This window comes from Flavobacterium koreense (genome assembly GCF_054776075.1).
The window spans coordinates 2,406-18,896 of record NZ_BAAHCF010000012.1 but is presented as its reverse complement, the minus strand read 5'-3'; the positions used below and the strand labels follow the sequence as shown (position 1 = coordinate 18,896).

Genomic DNA, 16,491 nt, shown 5'->3' with positions numbered 1-16,491 from the left:
GTAAGAAATGGCAAAATTGACAAAAAAACAAAAAGAGGCTGCTTCAAAAATTGAAAAAAACAAACTTTATTCTCTTAAAGATGCTTCATCTTTATTGAAAGTTGTTGCTTCAGCAAAATTTGATGAGTCTGTAGATATTGCTGTTAAGCTTGGAGTTGATCCTAGAAAAGCAAATCAAATGGTAAGAGGTGTTGTAACTCTTCCTCATGGAACTGGTAAAGATACTAAAGTATTAGCTTTAGTAACTCCAGATAAAGAAGCAGAAGCTAAAGCAGCTGGTGCTGACTATGTAGGTTTAGACGATTACCTTCAAAAAATTAAAGATGGTTGGACAGATGTTGATGTTATCATCACTATGCCAGCTATCATGGGTAAATTAGGTCCATTAGGGCGTGTTTTAGGTCCAAGAGGTTTAATGCCGAACCCTAAAACAGGAACTGTAACTATGGAAATTGGTAAAGCTGTTGCGGAAGTAAAAGCTGGTAAAATCGATTTTAAAGTTGATAAAACAGGTATCGTACATGCAGGTATTGGAAGAATTTCTTTCGAAGCTGATAAAATTGTAGATAACGCTCATGAAATTATTCAAACATTACTTAAATTAAAACCAACTGCAGCTAAAGGTACTTACATCAAGTCTATTCACTTGTCAAGTACAATGAGTCCTGCTATAGCTTTAGATCCTAAAGCCGTATAATTGGTAGTTAACAAATTTTATTATGACTAGAGAAGAAAAATCAATCGCGATAGAAGATTTAACTGCAAAGTTGGCTGAAGCAAACATAGTATATATTGCTGATACTTCAGGATTAGATGCAGACACTACTTCAAATTTAAGAAGAGCTTGTTTTAAAGCTGGAATTAAATTAGAAGTTGTTAAAAACACTCTATTAGAAAAAGCTATGGAAGCTTCTGATAAGGAATATGGAGATTTACCTTCAGTTCTTAAAGGAAATTCATCAATCTTTATTTCTGATGTTGCTAACGCACCAGCAAAAATAATTAAAGACTTTAGAAAAAAATCAGATAAGCCACAATTTAAAGGAGCTTTCATCAATAATGAAATATATATTGGAGAAAATCTTTTAGATAGTTTAGCTTCACTTAAATCTAAAGAAGAAGTTATTGGAGAAATCATTGGATTACTTCAATCTCCAGCTAAACGCATCATTTCTGCTTTATTAAATAATGCAGAGCAAAAAGGTGAGGCAGCTGAATAATTAGCGCACAAGTAAACAAAAATAGAATTAAAAACATTTTAAACGATAGAAAAAATGGCAGATTTGAAACAATTCGCAGAACAATTAGTTAACTTAACTGTAAAAGAAGTTAACGATTTAGCTACAATTTTAAAAGATGAGTATGGTATCGAACCAGCTGCTGCAGCTGTAGTAGTTGCTGCTGGTGGTGGAGATGCTGGTGCTGCTGAAGAGCAAACAGAATTCACTGTAGTATTAAAAGACGCAGGTGCTTCTAAATTAGCAGTTGTTAAAGCGGTTAAAGAATTAACTGGTTTAGGATTGAAAGAAGCTAAAGATATGGTAGATGGTGCTCCAGCTAATATTAAAGAAGGAGTTACTAAAGCTGAAGCTGAAGGTTTGAAAAAATCTTTAGAAGAAGCTGGAGCTGTTGTTGAGTTAAAATAACTCTAACATAGTTTTAGAACAAGGTTTAGGTCTTGAGTTTAACCACTCAATGGCCTAAACCATTTTTCGTATAATAAAATTATACTCTAAAAGTTATCTTAAAAGAGTTTAAATACGAAAAAGCTTTTAGTCAATACGAAGAAGAAAATTTACAGATACTGGTTTATTTTTAAGATGTATTGATAATAAAAGAAAGTATACATTACACAAAACAATTACTTTTTTTTAATCAAAATTTTGTCCATTGATGATAACAAATCAGACTGAAAGATTGAATTTTGCCTCTACTAAAAACATTCCTCAATATCCAGATTTTCTAGATGTTCAGGTTAAATCGTTTCAAGATTTTTTCCAATTGGAAACCAAATCTGACGAAAGAGGCAACGAAGGTTTATACAATACCTTCATGGAAAATTTTCCAATTACTGATACAAGAAACCAATTTGTATTAGAATTCCTTGATTACTTTGTTGATCCACCACGTTACACTATTCAAGAGTGTATCGAAAGAGGTTTAACGTACAGTGTACCTCTTAAAGCACGCCTTAAATTATATTGTACTGATCCTGAACATGAGGATTTCGAAACTATAGTTCAAGACGTTTATTTAGGTACGATTCCTTATATGACGCCTAGCGGAACATTTGTTATAAATGGTGCTGAGCGTGTTGTAGTTTCGCAATTACACCGTTCTCCAGGAGTTTTCTTTGGTCAATCATTCCATGCAAATGGCACTAAATTGTATTCTGCCAGAGTAATTCCTTTTAAAGGTTCTTGGATAGAATTTGCAACTGATATCAATAACGTAATGTACGCGTACATTGATAGAAAGAAAAAATTACCTGTTACTACTCTTTTACGTGCTATCGGATTTGAAAGAGATAAAGACATTCTTGAGATATTTGATCTTGCAGAAGAAATCAAAGTTTCAAAAACTGGTCTTAAAAAATATGTTGGTAGAAAATTAGCAGCGAGAGTATTGAATACTTGGCACGAAGATTTCGTGGACGAGGATACTGGAGAGGTTGTTTCTATTGAGCGTAACGAAATTATATTAGATAGAGATACTATATTAGATAAAGATAATGTAGAAGAAATTCTTGATGCTGATGTGAAAGTAATCTTGTTACACAAGGAAGAAAATAATCAAGTTGATTATGCAATCATCCACAACACATTACAAAAAGATCCAACAAACTCTGAAAAAGAGGCTGTTGAACACATATATAGACAATTACGTAACGCTGAACCGCCTGATGAGGAAACAGCTCGTGGTATTATTGATAAATTGTTCTTCTCTGACCAACGTTATAACTTAGGTGAAGTAGGTCGTTATAGAATGAACAAAAAGTTAAACCTTGATATTCCAATGGAAAAACAAGTTTTAACTAAAGAAGATATAATCACTATCATTAAATATTTGATCGAATTAATCAATGCGAAAGCAGATATTGATGATATTGATCACTTATCAAACCGTCGTGTAAGAACAGTTGGAGAACAACTTTCTCAACAATTTGGTGTTGGTTTAGCTCGTATGGCTAGAACTATTCGTGAGAGAATGAACGTTAGAGATAACGAGGTGTTTACACCAATTGATTTGATTAATGCCAAAACATTATCATCGGTTATCAACTCTTTCTTTGGTACTAACCAGTTATCTCAATTTATGGATCAAACCAATCCATTAGCCGAGATTACACACAAAAGAAGATTATCAGCACTTGGACCAGGCGGACTTTCTAGAGAAAGAGCTGGTTTCGAGGTTCGTGACGTTCACTATACTCACTACGGAAGACTTTGTCCAATTGAAACTCCTGAGGGACCAAACATTGGATTGATTTCATCTCTAGGTGTTTATGCGAAAGTTAATGGAATGGGATTCATCGAAACTCCTTACCGTAAGGTTACAAATGGAGTTGTTGATTTAGAATCTACACCTACATATTTAAGCGCAGAAGAAGAAGAAGGTAAAATGATTGCTCAAGCAAACATCGAAATGGATGCTAAAGGAGCTATCACTGCTGATACAGTTATTGCTCGTGAAGAAGGTGATTTCCCAGTTGTAAAACCAACTGAAATTCATTACACTGACGTTGCACCAAATCAGATTGCTTCTATTTCAGCTTCATTAATTCCTTTCTTGGAGCATGATGATGCGAACCGTGCGTTGATGGGATCAAACATGATGCGTCAAGCCGTTCCATTATTACGTCCAGAAGCTCCAATCGTTGGAACAGGTCTTGAAAGACAAGTTGCTTCTGATTCAAGAGTATTGATTAATGCTGAAGGAAACGGAACTGTTGAGTATGTTGATGCTAATATGATTACTATCAAATACGACAGAACTGAAGAAGAAAGAATGGTAAGTTTTGACCCAGATGAAAAAACATACCAATTAATCAAATTTAGAAAAACGAATCAAAGTACTTCTATTAACTTGAAACCAATCGTAAGAAAAGGTGATAGAGTTCAATTAGGTCAAGTACTTTGTGAAGGATATGCCACTCAAAACGGAGAATTAGCTATCGGTAGAAACCTTAAAGTAGCATTTATGCCATGGAAAGGTTACAACTTTGAGGATGCGATTGTAATCTCTGAAAAAGTGGTTCGTGATGATATTTTTACTTCTATTCACGTAGATGATTATTCATTAGAAGTTAGAGATACAAAATTAGGTAACGAAGAGTTGACTAATGATATTCCTAACGTTTCTGAAGAAGCTACTAAAGATTTGGATGAAAATGGAATGATTAGAATTGGAGCTGAAGTTAAACCTGGCGACATCTTAATCGGAAAAATTACACCAAAAGGAGAATCAGACCCAACTCCAGAAGAAAAACTTTTAAGAGCTATCTTCGGTGATAAAGCTGGTGATGTGAAAGATGCTTCATTAAAAGCTTCTCCATCATTACACGGTGTAGTTTTAGACAAAAAATTATTCGCAAGAGCAGTAAAAGACAAACGTAAGCGTACAAAAGACAAAGACGATTTGACTGCTTTAGAAATGGAATTCGAAACTAAATTTGTTGATTTAAAAGACAGATTAATCGAAAAACTTTTTGTTATTGTTGACGGAAAAACATCGCAAGGTGTTATGAACGATTTAGGAGAAGAAGTTTTACCAAAAGGTAAAAAATATTCTAAAAAAATGCTTCAATCTGTTGAGGATTTCGCTCACTTAACAAAAGGACAATGGGTTGCTGATGATGATACTAACCGATTGGTTAATGATTTGATTCACAACTACAAAATCAAGTTAAACGATTTACAAGGAGCTTTGCGTAGAGAAAAATTCACTATTACTGTTGGAGATGAATTACCAGCTGGAATCTTGAAATTAGCGAAAGTTTATATCGCTAAAAAACGTAAATTAAAAGTTGGGGATAAAATGGCAGGACGTCACGGTAACAAAGGTATTGTTGCTCGTATCGTACGTCATGAAGATATGCCTTTCCTTGAAGATGGAACTCCAGTTGATATCGTATTGAATCCACTTGGTGTACCTTCTCGTATGAACATTGGTCAGATTTATGAAACTGTTCTTGGATGGGCAGGTCAAAAATTAGGTCGTAAATATGCAACTCCAATCTTTGATGGTGCAACTTTAGATCAAATCAATGAATTAACAGACGAAGCAGGAATCCCAAGATTTGGTCATACTTATTTATATGACGGAGGAACAGGAGAACGTTTCCACCAAGCAGCAACAGTTGGAGTTATCTATATGTTGAAACTTGGACACATGGTTGACGATAAAATGCACGCTCGTTCTATCGGACCATACTCACTTATCACGCAACAACCACTTGGAGGTAAAGCTCAATTTGGAGGTCAACGTTTTGGAGAGATGGAGGTTTGGGCTCTTGAGGCTTATGGTGCTTCAAGTACTTTAAGAGAAATCTTAACTGTTAAATCGGATGACGTAATTGGTAGAGCTAAAACTTACGAAGCAATCGTTAAGGGTGAAACTATGCCAGAACCAGGATTACCAGAATCATTCAATGTATTAATGCATGAATTGAAAGGTCTTGGATTAGACATTAGATTAGAAGAATAATTATAATAGAGACGTGATTTATCACGTCTCTATATTTGCATTTATAATAAGTTTTTAAAGATTTATACCCGTAAACCGTTCCGATTTTTTATAGATTTTTATTTATAACTAGCACCTCCAAATTTTAGATTTGAGGTTTAGAGAAGTAATTCGAGGTAGTAACTTAATGGTTAAGTTTTTTTAGGAAAACAAAAATCATAAATCTAAGTTCAATTAATGTAGTAAATCAATAGTAAAAACTATGATGAATAATAGAAATAATAACAAAGACAACAAGCAAACCACAATTAAAAGATTCAATAAAATTACTATTGGATTAGCTTCTCCAGAATCAATTTTGGCAGAGTCTCGTGGTGAGGTTTTGAAACCAGAAACTATTAATTATAGAACTCACAAACCAGAACGCGATGGTCTATTCTGTGAAAGAATTTTCGGTCCAGTAAAGGATTTTGAGTGTGCTTGTGGAAAATATAAAAGAATTCGCTACAAAGGAATCGTATGTGACCGTTGTGGTGTTGAAGTAACTGAGAAAAAAGTACGTCGCGATAGAGTAGGACACATCAACCTTGTTGTGCCTATTGCTCACATTTGGTATTTCCGTTCACTTCCAAATAAAATTGGTTATATCCTTGGACTTCCATCTAAGAAATTAGATATGATTATCTACTACGAAAGATATGTAGTAATCCAAGCAGGTATTGCTAAAAATGCAGAAGGTGATGCTTTACAACGTCTTGACTTTTTAACAGAAGAAGAGTACCTAAATATTTTAGATACACTTCCAATGGAAAACCAATATCTTGACGATTTTGATCCTAATAAATTTGTTGCCAAAATGGGAGCAGAATGTATCATGGATTTATTAGCAAGAACTGATTTAGATGCACTTTCTTACGAGCTAAGACATAGTGCAAATAATGAAACTTCTAAACAAAGAAAAACAGAAGCATTAAAAAGATTACAAGTTGTTGAATCTTTCCGTGACTCTAACTTAAACAGAGAGAACCGTCCAGAATGGATGATTCTTAAAGTTGTACCAGTTATTCCACCAGAATTGCGTCCATTGGTGCCACTTGATGGTGGTCGTTTCGCAACTTCAGATTTGAATGACTTGTACCGTAGAGTTATCATCAGAAACAACCGTTTGAAAAGATTAATGGAAATAAAAGCTCCAGAAGTTATCTTAAGAAACGAAAAACGTATGTTACAAGAATCAGTAGATTCATTATTTGATAACACTCGTAAAGCTTCTGCTGTTAAAACAGAATCAAATAGACCATTAAAATCTTTATCAGACTCATTAAAAGGTAAACAAGGTCGTTTCCGTCAAAACTTACTTGGAAAACGTGTGGATTATTCTGCTCGTTCGGTAATTGTTGTTGGACCAGAAATGAAATTGTTCGAATGTGGTCTTCCTAAAGATATGGCTGCTGAACTATACAAACCATTCGTTATTCGTAAGTTAATCGAAAGAGGAATTGTTAAAACAGTTAAGTCGGCTAAGAAAATAATTGACAAAAAAGAGCCAGTAGTTTGGGATATCTTAGAAAATGTAATTAAAGGACATCCAGTATTACTGAATCGTGCTCCTACCTTACACAGACTTGGTATTCAAGCTTTCCAACCAAAATTAATTGAAGGAAAAGCTATCCAATTACACCCATTAGTATGTACGGCGTTCAACGCGGATTTTGATGGTGACCAGATGGCGGTTCACTTGCCACTTGGACCAGAAGCTATTTTAGAGGCACAATTATTAATGTTGGCTTCTCACAATATCTTGAATCCAGCGAATGGTGCTCCAATTACTGTACCTTCTCAAGACATGGTTCTTGGTCTTTATTATATGACCAAAGAAAGATTGACTACTGAAGGACACGTAATTTTAGGTCAAGATTTAACTTTCTACTCTGCAGAAGAAGTAAATATTGCTTTGAATGAAGGTAGATTAGAATTGAATGCTCGTGTGAAAGTACGTGCTAAAGATTTTAATGAAAATGGAGAGTTAGTTTACAAAGTTATTCAAACAACTGCAGGTAGAGTACTTTTCAACGAAGTAGTTCCTCCAGCTGCAGGATACATAAATGAAGTATTAACTAAAAAATCTTTACGTGATATTATTGGAAAAATCCTTGCAGTAACAGATGTTCCTACAACGGCTGCTTTCCTTGATAACATGAAAGATATGGGTTATAAATTTGCCTTTAAAGGTGGATTGTCATTCTCATTAGGTGATATTAGAATTCCTGAACAAAAAACTAAATTAATTGCTGATGCTCGTGTTCAAGTAGAAGGTATTTCTATGAACTATAACATGGGACTTATCACAAATAACGAACGTTACAATCAGGTTATTGATATTTGGACTTCTGCAAATGCTCAATTAACAGAATTAGCAATGAAAAATATTAGAGAAGACCAACAAGGTTTCAACTCTGTATATATGATGCTTGACTCTGGAGCGCGTGGATCTAAAGAGCAAATTCGTCAGTTAACTGGTATGCGTGGTTTGATGGCTAAGCCTAAAAAATCTACTGCTGGTGGTGGTGAAATTATTGAAAATCCAATTCTTTCTAACTTTAAAGAAGGTCTTTCTATCCTTGAGTACTTTATTTCTACTCACGGTGCGCGTAAAGGTCTTGCAGATACTGCTCTTAAAACTGCCGATGCTGGTTACCTTACTCGTAGATTACATGACGTTTCTCAAGATGTTATTGTAAACTCTGTAGATTGTGGTACTTTAAGAGGAATTGAAGTTTCTGCTTTAAAGAAAAATGAAGAAATTGTTGAAACATTAGGAGAAAGAATTTTAGGACGTGTTGCATTGCAAGATGTAATCAATCCTTTAACTTCTGATATTGTTATCCACGCAGGTGAACAAATTACTGAAGCAATCGTTAAAATTATTGAAGAATCTCCAATTGAAAAAGTGGAAGTACGTTCTCCTTTAGTTTGTGAAGCTAAAAAAGGTATTTGTGCTAAATGTTACGGAAGAAACTTAGCAACTGGAAAAATGACTCAAAAAGGTGAAGCTGTTGGTGTTATCGCTGCACAGTCAATTGGTGAGCCAGGAACACAGTTAACACTTCGTACTTTCCACGTTGGTGGAGTTGCTGGTGGAGTTTCTGAAGAGTCTAGCGTAATTGCAAGATTTGGTGGAAAACTAGAAATTGAAGATTTAAAAACTGTTGTTGGTGAAGATGCTGATGGAAACAAAGTAGATATCGTAGTTTCTCGTTCAACAGAATTAAAATTAATTGATGTTAAAACTGGAATCCTTTTAAGTACTCATTACATTCCTTATGGTTCTGTTATCAGTGTAAAAGATGGTGACGTAGTTGAAAAAGGAGCTGCAATTTGTAAATGGGATCCATATAATGGTGTAATCGTTTCTGAATTTACAGGAAAAATTGCTTATGAAGATTTAGAACAAGGACAATCATTCCAAGTTGAAATCGATGAGCAAACAGGTTTCCAAGAAAAAGTAATTTCTGAAGGAAGAAACAAAAAATTAATTCCAACATTATTGGTTTACGGTAAAGATGGAGAGCTTATTCGTTCTTACAACTTACCAGTTGGAGCTCACCTTATGGTAGAAGATGGAGAGAAAATTAAAGCAGGTAAAATCCTTGTGAAAATTCCTCGTCGTTCTTCTAAAGCTGGTGATATTACTGGAGGTTTACCAAGAATTACAGAGTTGTTAGAAGCTCGTAATCCTTCTAATCCTGCTGTAGTTTCAGAAATTGATGGTGTTGTTTCTTTTGGAAAAATTAAAAGAGGTAATCGTGAAATCATCATCGAATCTAAATTTGGTGAGGTTAAGAAATATCTAGTAAAATTATCTAGTCAAATTCTTGTTCAAGAAAATGACTTCGTAAAAGCTGGAGTTCCTTTATCTGATGGCGCAATTACTCCAGATGATATTTTAAGAATTCAAGGTCCATCTGCTGTTCAACAGTACTTGGTTAACGAAATTCAAGAAGTTTACCGTCTTCAAGGTGTAAAAATCAATGATAAACACTTTGAGGTTGTAATTCGTCAAATGATGCGTAAAGTAAGAGTTGAAGATCCAGGAGATACTTTATTCTTAGAAGAGCAATTAATTCATACAAGTGATTTTATCGTTGAAAATGATAAATTATACGGAATGAAAGTGGTTGAAGATGCAGGTGATTCTGAAAATCTTAAACCAGGTCAAATCATTTCTCCGCGTGAATTAAGAGATGAAAATTCATTATTGAAACGTAATGATAAAAATTTAGTTGTAGCTCGTGATGTTATTACTGCTACTGCAACTCCTGTATTACAAGGTATTACAAGAGCTTCGCTTCAAACTAAATCATTCATTTCTGCAGCATCGTTCCAGGAAACTACAAAAGTATTAAATGAAGCAGCTGTTGCTGGTAAAGTAGATACTTTAGAAGGATTGAAAGAAAATGTAATCGTTGGACACAGAATTCCAGCTGGTACAGGTATGAGAGATTACGATCACATCATAGTTGGATCTAAAGAGGATTACAATGAGTTAATGGCGAATAAAGAAGAATATATTTATTAATCATGAGTGATAACAATCAACCACAACCGGGACAAATAAACATTGAGCTTGATGAAAAAGTTGCTGAAGGAATTTATTCTAATCTAGCAATTATAAATCATTCTCCATCAGAGTTTGTTTTAGATTTTGTGACCATCATGCCAGGTGTTCCAAAATCAAAAGTAAAATCGAGAATTATTTTAACTCCTCAACATGCTAAAAGGTTTCTTAAAGCACTGGGAGAAAACATTCACCGATTTGAAGTGGCTCATGGCGAAATAAAAGATTCCGAACAACCGCCAATTCCTTTAAACTTTGGTCCAACAGGACAAGCTTAATAAATTAAAACTCCTCAAGAAATTGAGGAGTTTTTTTTATGTGTTTTCTATTATAAAACCGATTAAAAACCTATTTAATCGATAAACGTGATTGTTGATAAATGTTAACAAAAAGCTAACATAAAACATACGTTTTGAGAGGTTTAGTTTTTAACTTTGTACTTCAAAATCAAAAAAAATCATAATTTTATGAAAAAACATTTACAAGTTATTAATTCAATGCGACCGCTCTTTTGGAGCTTAGCATTATTATTACTATTTTTTTCAACAAATGCTGTTGGACAAGCTTTTAGTGGAACATATAGTTTTGCCGGTACTGTAGGAAATGTTAGTAGTTTGCCATATAATGGGACTGCTATTACTAACTTAACAGTTAATCCTTTGGTTAAAGTTTCAGTATCCACATCAAGTAGTAGTGGAAATTCTAGAGCAACAAATTGGCCAACTGGTTCAGTAAATGGTGGAGCAATTGGCGGAAATGTTGATTTAGGTAAATACTACGAATTTAGTATTACTGCTAGCGCAGGGTATACAATTTCAAATCCATCAATTCAATTTGGAGTTGGTAGAAGTGGAGAAGGTCCGAGAAGGTTTCAATGGAGAACAAGTTTAGATACTTATGCTTCGTTAATACCTGTAACAACAACTGGTGCTAGTTTAACAAACGTATCTAATGTATTAGAATCGCCAGATGCGAATAGTGGTTACACAGGAAATGTAGTGAGTGTTTCAAATACAGGTATTTCAACGATTACTTTCAGATTTTATGCTTATGGTGCAGAGACTAATGCTGGTACTGGAGGTCTTCAAGGTAATTTAATTTTTAATGGAACTCTAGTAGCAACTACTACACCTATTATTACAGGTGCTGCAACTGCAACTGCTTTTACAACAACATATGGAACAGCTTCTACAGTTCAATCTTTTGCAGTTTCAGGAGCTGATTTATCTGCAAATTTAGTTGCAACAGCTCCAGCTGGTTTTGAAGTTTCTAATGACGGAACCACCTATGGTGCTATAACTTCTTTTCCACAAATTTCTGGAAGTGCAAGTGGTACTTTAAGAATTAGATTAAAAGCTGATGCTCCTGTTTCTGGTTCTTATAATTCTCAAAATATTGTTCTTTCAAGTACAGGAGCAACTTCTGTAAATATTACAACAGCATCAACCGGAAACATTGTTTCTCCAGCTACGATTACTATCACAGCAAATAATCAAAATGTTGCTTTTGGAACTCCTGTAGCAACAGTTATTGCTGCTGGTACTTATGCTTCTTCAGGATTTGTAAATAGTGAAAATGCTTCCGTTATTGGAGGTTCGGTTTCTTATACAACTTCTTATACAGATACTACTCCAGCTGCTACAGCTGGCGTTACAATTTCTCCAAATGTGTCATTACTTACAGCATCTAATTATGTTTTTTCAGCTGCTGATGGTTCTATATCAATTACATCTAATCCAACTCCTTCAATTACTAGTGGATTAATTTTTAGCTCTGTATATGGAACTGTTGCTTCGATTTATACAATTACTGCTTCTGAATCTCCAACAAGTTACAGTGCTTCTGGTTTGCCAAATGGATTGACTTTAAACACTTCAAACGGTGAAATTTCAGGTACTCCAACTGTTGTACCTGGTGCTTATAATGTTTTGATTTCAGCATCTAATGGTGCTGGTGCAGGAGATAGTCAAACATTAGTTTATACAATTATAGCCAAAGAATTGACAATTTCTGGTGCTATTGCTGATAATAAAATTTATGATAGAACTAATGTTGCTACAATTTCAGGATCTACTTTAGTAGGTGTTTTTGGAAGTGATAATGTATCTGTTTCTAATACTGGAACATTTGCAACTATTAATGTTTCAAATGGTGTCTCAGTTACTTCAACTCAAACATTAAGTGGTTTGGATGCAGGAAAGTATATTTTGACTTTACCTACTGGATTAGCAGCAGATATTACAGCTAAAGAAGTAACTATTTCTGGTGCAGCTGCTCAAAACAAAGGTTTTGACGGAAATACAACAGCTATCATAACAGGTACATTAAATGGAGTGATTGCTCCAGATGCAGTAACTTTAACTTTATCAGGTACATTTGCTAGTTCAGCAATTGGAACTGGAATTGCTGTTACTTCAACTTCTACAATTGGAGGTGCAAATTCTGGAAACTATTCTTTGACTCAGCCAACAGGTTTGACTGCAAATATTACTGTGCCATCAGTTCCTTTATTACAATGGAATACCTTTACAAATACAGGTAACGAAACTACTGAGCCAAGTGCTACTAATGATGCTAATATGTTATCTTCTGATTTAAATTACACCGGTAGTACTGTTGTACCTGCAGGTAACGGAAGTCGTTTTGGTGGAACTTGGGGAACAGTTCCGGCAGTAACTACTGATAAATATATTCAATTTACTGCTACACCTACATTGGGTTATATGTTTACTCCAACTTCATTTGTTTTTATTTGGGATAGATCTTCTACAGGTCCTTCTAGTGTTGCACTAAGATCTTCAGCTGATGGTTTTACATCCGATTTAGGTGTAATTACTGGATTATCAACTGCAGGTGCAAGTACAACAACATTTAGAACAATAAATATTTCAGGTTTGTCAGGTTTGTCAAGTGCTACTACTTTTAGATTGTATGGATATACTTCTACTGGTGGAACTGGTGGTTTTGACTGTGCTTCTTCTCAAAATAATGTGGTTTTAAATGGTTATACAGAGTTAGCTCCACCGCCAGCTATTGCTGCTTCAGGAACTTTATCTGCACTATCAACTGTATACGGAACACCATCTTCAGAAACTTCTTTCTCTGTTTCTGGAACTTACATGCAAGCTGGAATTTTGGTAACACCTCCTGCTGGATATGAAGTTTCATTATCATCAGGTTCTGGTTTTGGTTCAACTGTTACTGTTGGTGCCGCTGGAACAATTTCTTCAACACCAGTTTATGTGCGTTTAAGCGCTACAGCATCAGTTATTAATTCTCCTTATTCTGGAGATATTGTATTGTCTAGTTCTAATGCCACTTCTGTAAATGTAGCAACTGTTTCAAGTACGGTTTCTGCTAAGGAATTAACAGTGACTGGACTATCAGCAAATAATAAAGTTTTTGATGGAAATACAGCTGCGACTTTATCAGGTTCAGGTTCTTTAGTTGGTGTAATCAATGGCGATGTGGTTTCTTTAGATGGAACACCGGTTGGAACTTTCGCAAGTTCTGCTGTTGCAAATGCAGTTGCTGTTTCAGTAACTGGATACTCAATTAGTGGAGCAGGTTCTGCTAACTATTACCTTACTCAGCCTTCTTTAGTAGCTGATATTACTAATGAACCTTCACCAGTAATCTCAAGTGTTTTAACTGCTTCAGCTACATATGGTGTTTCGGCTGCAACATACACAATAACTGCTTCAGAGTCGCCATCAAGTTTTAATGCTACTGGTTTACCTGCAGGATTATCTGTAAATACTTCTAATGGTGAAATTACTGGAACACCAACAGGATTGCCTGGATTGTATACAGTTACTATTTCTGCTACAAATGGAGGAGGAACAGGTATAGCAACTCTTAATTACACTATTTTAGCTAAAGAACTTACTTTGAGTGGAGCTATTGCGGATAATAAAGTTTATAATAAATTAAATAATACAATAATTTCAGGTTATACTTTGGTGGGTGTTGTAGGTGCAGATGATATTACCGTTTCTAATACTGGTACATTTGCCTCTGTTGATGTTGCTAATGGTATTTCTGTTACTTCTACACAAACTTTAAGTGGAGCAGATATTGCAAAATATACACTAACACTTCCAACAGGATTGTCAGCAAATATTACTCCAAAGTCACTTACACTAACTGGAGCAATTGCTCAGAACAAACCTTTTGACGGAAATACTAATGCAACAATAACAGGTGCTTTAACAGGAGTTATTTCTGGTGATGTTGTTACATTAATTGGAACAGGAACTTTCGCATCTTCTGCTGTAGCTAATGGAGTTGCTGTAACTTCAACATCAACATTAGGTGGAGCAAGTTCAGGAAATTACTCTTTAACTCAGCCAACAGGTCTTATTGCTAATATTACTCCTCCTGCATTATTGCAATGGAATACTTTTGGAAATGCAGGGACTGAAACAACAGAACCAAGTGTATATAATAATGTAAATGTTACTGCTGCAAATTTAACTCAAGGTACAATTACGGCTGCAGGTAATCCAAATCGTTTCGGTGGTTCAGGTTGGTTTAATACTGGTAATACAGCTGCTGGAAGTACTTTAACGGAAGCTATTGCAGGTAATGATTATGTACAATTTGTTGTAACACCCAATTCAGGATATACTTTTACAGCGACATCATTTTCATTTTTATGGGATTTTTCAGGTACAGGTCCAAGATCAGTTACTTTAAGATCATCAGCTGACGGATTCGCTTCAGATTTAGGAACTTTAAATAATTTAACGGCTAGTACTTCAGTATTTAGAACTATTTCTATTACATCATTAGTAAATGTTTCAACTCCAACAACGTTTAGACTTTATGGTTTTGGCGGAACTAATACAGGTGGAACAGGAGGATTTGATACCGGAGTTAGTCAAAATAATGTAATTCTGTACGGTACTACAGCTGAATTAACAGGTCCAACAGCATCTGTTATCTCTGGAACTACATCTATTTGTGATGGTGATAGCGCTGCCATTTCGGTAACGTTAACAGGAGGAACAAGTCCTTTTACAATTGAATATACTGATGGAACTACTGTATTTACAGAAACTAATTATATTAGTGGAACAAATATTATTGTTTCACCATTAACTACTTCAACTTATACTATAGTGTCAGTTACAGATAGCTTAGCGTTAACAGGAACTGGAAATAGTGGTTCTGCTGTAATAACTTTGTTGCCAAATTTAACTTATTATGTTGATAATGATGGTGATGGTTATGGCGATCCACTAGCTCCAACTTTTCAATCTTGTGTTCCTTTCCCGGGTTATGTAACCTTAGGAACAGATTGTAACGATGCAAATGCGGCTATCAATCCAGGAGCAGTTGATGTATGTTACGACGGAATCGACAACGATTGTAATGGAGTTATTGATAATGTAGGTCTTCCAGGTGGTTGTACACCAATTGTTGGTTCATTGCCAGCAGGAACATGTGGTACAACTCTTGCAGGCTGGTACTCAACTATTACAGCAAATTGGACAAATTTTGCTCAAGGATACAGATTCAAAATCACTAAAGTGGATATGAATACAAATGCTCCAATTGCTGCACCAGTTATCATTGACAGACCAGTAAACAATATTTCATTGGCCAACGTTCCAGGAACGACTTACAACTCAAGATATATGTTTGAGATTGCAGTACGATTCAACAATGTATGGCAACCTTTCTTTGGAGCACCATGTTACTTAAACACTCCAAATCCGGTTTCAACAATTGGAGTACAATGTGGAAGTACATTAACAGCTATGAACCAATGGATTACTGCAGGAGCAGTTTCTAATGTTACTGCTTATAGATTTAGAGTTACAAGAGTAATTGCAGGAAATCCAACAGGATTACCACAAGAAACTACACAAGCAGGTAATAAGTTTAACATGACGCAATTATCAGGAATCTTGTATGCTAGTACTTATAGAGTAGAAGTTTCGTTAAGAAATACTGATGGTACCTTCTTACCTTATGGTACACCATGTGATATCAATACACCAGCTCATCCTACTACACAAGTAAGAACGGTTCAATGTAATAACTATCAAGTAACAAGTAACTCAGAATTAATTATTGCAGATGCTGTTCCATCAGCAACAACATACCGATTTAGAGTTTACAACGGAGTTGATTATGATACATTCTACGACAACCAATACAACAGATTTACATTAAACAAT

At 35.0% G+C, this 16,491-nt stretch carries 7 protein-coding genes; all 7 read left to right on the top strand.

Features of this window, described 5'->3' with window-relative positions; translation table 11 throughout:
* The first annotated feature begins 7 nt into the window (after positions 1-7).
* The gene (rplA, locus tag ACYU7A_RS06265) at positions 8-697 is read left to right on the top strand and encodes a 50S ribosomal protein L1 (RefSeq protein ID WP_344815212.1); all 690 of its coding nucleotides are present in this window, start codon (positions 8-10) and stop codon (positions 695-697) included.
* 22 nt (positions 698-719) lie between these two features.
* Positions 720-1,220 (top strand): 50S ribosomal protein L10, encoded by a 501-nt coding sequence (gene rplJ / locus ACYU7A_RS06260; protein WP_344815211.1) that lies wholly within the window; start codon positions 720-722, stop codon positions 1,218-1,220.
* A gap of 54 nt (positions 1,221-1,274) precedes the next feature.
* Complete coding sequence (gene rplL, locus ACYU7A_RS06255; RefSeq protein ID WP_333601479.1) at positions 1,275-1,646, top strand: 50S ribosomal protein L7/L12; 372 nt, start codon at positions 1,275-1,277, stop codon at positions 1,644-1,646.
* 247 nt (positions 1,647-1,893) lie between these two features.
* Positions 1,894-5,706 (top strand): DNA-directed RNA polymerase subunit beta, encoded by a 3,813-nt coding sequence (rpoB, locus tag ACYU7A_RS06250; protein WP_344815210.1) that lies wholly within the window; start codon positions 1,894-1,896, stop codon positions 5,704-5,706.
* Positions 5,707-5,947: 241 nt separating this feature from the next.
* Positions 5,948-10,264, top strand: a complete 4,317-nt coding sequence (gene rpoC / locus ACYU7A_RS06245) for a DNA-directed RNA polymerase subunit beta' (RefSeq protein ID WP_396147964.1) — start codon at positions 5,948-5,950, stop codon at positions 10,262-10,264.
* A gap of 2 nt (positions 10,265-10,266) precedes the next feature.
* Positions 10,267-10,581: a DUF3467 domain-containing protein gene (locus ACYU7A_RS06240; RefSeq protein ID WP_298303737.1), complete on the top strand. Its 315-nt coding sequence runs from the start codon at positions 10,267-10,269 to the stop codon at positions 10,579-10,581.
* 189 nt (positions 10,582-10,770) lie between these two features.
* On the top strand, positions 10,771-16,491 hold a 5,721-nt coding region (locus tag ACYU7A_RS06235), incomplete at its 3' end, for a YDG domain-containing protein (protein ID WP_460575043.1).

Bases quoted from the DNA above. Each gene is read 5' to 3' on its own strand.
- ACYU7A_RS06240 (WP_298303737.1), top strand. From the start codon at position 10,267: ATGAGTGATAACAATCAACCACAACCGGGACAAATAAACATTGAGCTT.
- rpoB (WP_344815210.1), top strand. From the start codon at position 1,894: ATGATAACAAATCAGACTGAAAGATTGAATTTTGCCTCTACTAAAAAC.
- rplJ (WP_344815211.1), top strand. From the start codon at position 720: ATGACTAGAGAAGAAAAATCAATCGCGATAGAAGATTTAACTGCAAAG.
- rplL (WP_333601479.1), top strand. From the start codon at position 1,275: ATGGCAGATTTGAAACAATTCGCAGAACAATTAGTTAACTTAACTGTA.
- rpoC (WP_396147964.1), top strand. From the start codon at position 5,948: ATGATGAATAATAGAAATAATAACAAAGACAACAAGCAAACCACAATT.
- rplA (WP_344815212.1), top strand. From the start codon at position 8: ATGGCAAAATTGACAAAAAAACAAAAAGAGGCTGCTTCAAAAATTGAA.